The organism is Paenibacillus marchantiophytorum, from assembly GCF_014640555.1.
GTDB classification, from domain to species: domain Bacteria; phylum Bacillota; class Bacilli; order Paenibacillales; family NBRC-103111; genus Paenibacillus_E; species Paenibacillus_E marchantiophytorum.
Genome location: NZ_BMHE01000111.1, coordinates 1 through 2,618 on the forward strand (window position 1 = coordinate 1; position 2,618 = coordinate 2,618).

A 2,618-nucleotide genomic window follows, 5' to 3' on the forward strand; every position below is an offset into this window, starting at 1 on the left:
GCCATAACAGCAGCTTGGATGAAGGCAGTGTTAACTCCCATCACAGCAAATGTCTGGAGAGCAACACTTGGTCTAGCTTCAGCTTGGAACTGAACATCAGTCTTCTTTAGTTGCTCATAAGTCATGGACTCCAATTTCTCAGGGAGAGCAGGTGTAATGGTGGCCTGAACATTGACACTTGCAGCAGCAACTGCAGCAGTGTACCAACTGAACTCCATGGGCACACCAACTGCAGTTGGCAAGATGCGACGCACTTCAGCTGCAAGCAAAGGTTTAGCATACTGGAAGGCAACTCCTTCCTGCAAAGCTTTAAGAGCCTCCTTCAGCAGTGCACGTGGTTTGGGTCCAGTAGCCATCGGTATGGCTTCTTCAATGATGGTCTTGTCAAAGTTGACATAAGCCACTTCTTGTCCAAATACTTTGAGATAGGCTGATGCTAGTGGTTTATCGGTTGGCAAAGCCTTCCAGTTTGTGAGTGCTCTCAGTGTACGCTTAATCTTTGTGATACGGTCAGCACTTTCATCTGCAGCAGGAGATTTTAGGAGAGCTTCATGGATTCCTCCAGTTCTCACACCAAACTCAATAACATCAGCAGCAGCTCCAGCCAGGTAAGCACGAGCTTTAGCTACAACAGCTCTGGGCAGGATGGTGGCAGCATCATTGATCATATAGGCACTACCAGCAGCTCCAATCATAAGAGGAGTATAATAATAGTCCATCTGAAAAGCTCTGCTGTAACGGTAGTTAAGTCTGTCCAGTTTGCGGCTCATAAGCTTGATTGCAACATTAGCTGCACCAGCAACAGATGCCATATCAGGAGCAGTGATTCTGGTCAAGGACTTGATGTGGGAATAGGCAAAGCTTGCAACATGCATGTTTGGCTCAATCCTTAAAGCTCCAGCAAGACTAGAGACAAGTGCCACTGAAGGCTCAGCCTCAAACAGCACAATACAAGCAACCATGCGCACCTCGGGGTGGAGAGCTCTGTCCAAAACAAGCTGCAGGGCAACAGGCTGAACCAGTTTGGGCTCTTTCTTAGCAATGTTTCTCAGGGCCAAGATGGCATCAACCTGGACTCTAATGGGCAAAGCATTAGCTGCAGTTCTCAGTCCAGGAAGGAGCTTCATGATTGGCTTAAGACTTGAAGGGTGACCAGCATTGCCCATAACTTTCAGAGCCAAAGTGATTTCAGGAATGTCATTCTTAGAAATGGCCTCTGTGGCGATCTCGTGGATGGGCCTGAGGAGCTCAGCAGGGCAAGTGGGAACTGCAACACAGTATTTGGCAATCAGGGAACCATATCCAAGCATGACAACTTCACGCAGAGCTGGGATTGTGGCAAATTTCTCATGAGTAGCCAAACTAGCTGTCATTTTAATGGTTTCAGGATCAGCAGTGACCATTTGCAGAGCAATCACAAGAGTCTGAATGAACTCGGGAGTGGTAAATTCACCAGCCAGGAACTTCTCCTTGATGAATTTTATAATGACTGGTGTACCAACAGCAGGAAGAGCATCCAGAAGCCAGCGCCTGTAAACTGGTTTGTCCTTAAACTGAGACCAGATAGCCTCAATTTTCTCCAAGGAGGCAACACGCAAGAGCTGGACAAGCTGAACAAACTTGAATGGAGCATCATCATGGACCATGTCTTTATTGTTTGAAACCAAGTGCTTCAGGACCTCAACAATCTGGGCAGGTGCATCACTGATCTTCATGAGTTGAATGGGGGTCTGAAGAATCTCAGTTGCAAACTCGTACTGCAGGGATCCACGGGGCATGTAATCAGCTTTGATTGGAACGACAGGGGTCTTCTCAATCTCAACAAAAGCCAAGGTTTGTTTTGCTTCCATCATTGCAGCACCATGAATCTCATTGAAGGGTGAGAACTGATACACTTCCTCAACTGTTGCCTCAGCGATCAGTGCACCATTGTCAGCTGGTTTCATGATGTAGTTATAAGTTGCAGTTTCAATCAGACTCTTGACCCTCTCTGTGCATTCAGCACACCTCTCAGTGTATGCCAAGCCAACATCCTTCATGATTCTCTCCTGGCAGTGGCTCAGATCTTTAGACTTTGTCACAATAATGTGGTTGGCCTTTGGATCCTCATTGATGACATAGTGTGTTCTGCACACTCCCTGAGCTCCAGCCTCTTGCATCTCGTAGATGTTCTGGGTCTTCTTGAGGTTGAGCTGAAGGATGTTGAGGATACCTCTGTGCAAGTTCATGACTGTAGGAGAAACTCCTGCTGGGGCAAAAACCTTGCCAACCACACCATTAGCATACTCAAACTTGATGGGAATCTGAAGCTGAGCAGCCAGTGCTGAGGTGAGCTTAGTAGCAGGAACAAATGGATCCTTGGGCCAAGTGCCAGCATACTCGTAGAGTAGAGGATCCATAAGCTTCATCAGGTAGGTATTCTCTGTCGTGGCACTGATGAGAACCTTGCTGCTGACTTTAATACCTGCTCTGGCCAGACCTTCTTGAGGAAGACCTCCCAAAAGCAGAGCCTCATACTTGTACACATAGGTCTTATCATGGGCAAACTCAGGAACAAGGTTGAATTGTTGACATGCCACGAGGGCTACAGTCAAGGCAAGCACAACAGCTCTCATGGC

General features: G+C 47.4%; 1 protein-coding gene. It reads right to left on the minus strand.

Annotation, left to right across the window (positions count from 1 at the left end):
* On the minus strand, positions 1-2,618 hold a 2,618-nt coding region (locus IEY34_RS38260), incomplete at both ends, for an open beta-sheet domain-containing protein (protein WP_189021090.1).